The following is a 412-nucleotide window of genomic DNA, read 5'->3' as shown; positions in this document are numbered from 1 at the left end:
GGCTTATATGATGCGCTAGAAAAGTTTGATCCTTCACGTGATTTAAAATTTGATACGTATGCTTCCTTTCGCATTCGTGGCGCGATTTTAGACGGATTGCGCAAAGAAGATTGGCTCCCGCGCAGCGTGCGAGAGAAAGCAAAAAAAATTGAAACGACAATTGAGCAGTTGCAACAAACATATATGCGTGACGTTAGCGCCAAAGAAGTGGCGGAAGCATTAAACATTTCAGAAGATGAAGTATATGCGGTGATGAGCGAACAGTTTTTCGCCCATGTTTTATCGCTCGATGAGCGGCCGTTTGACGAGGAAGATGACCAACCAACGTTTACGATTCGTGATGCCCGATCTCCGTCACCAGAAGAACATATGTTGCGTGAAGAACAAATTGCGCAACTAGCGAATATTATTC

Annotated in this window: 1 protein-coding gene; it reads left to right on the top strand. The window is 44.2% G+C overall.

Translation table 11 applies throughout. The features are described from left to right. A partial coding sequence (locus ETC00_RS20100) for a sigma-70 domain-containing protein (protein ID WP_305792678.1) occupies positions 1-412 on the top strand: 412 nt, incomplete at both ends.

It is taken from the genome of Brevibacillus sp. MCWH (genome assembly GCF_013096935.1).
Taxonomy (GTDB): domain Bacteria; phylum Bacillota; class Bacilli; order Brevibacillales; family Brevibacillaceae; genus Brevibacillus; species Brevibacillus aydinogluensis.
Note: the sequence above shows the minus strand (reverse complement) of the source record. Positions and strands in the feature narration are given on the sequence as shown.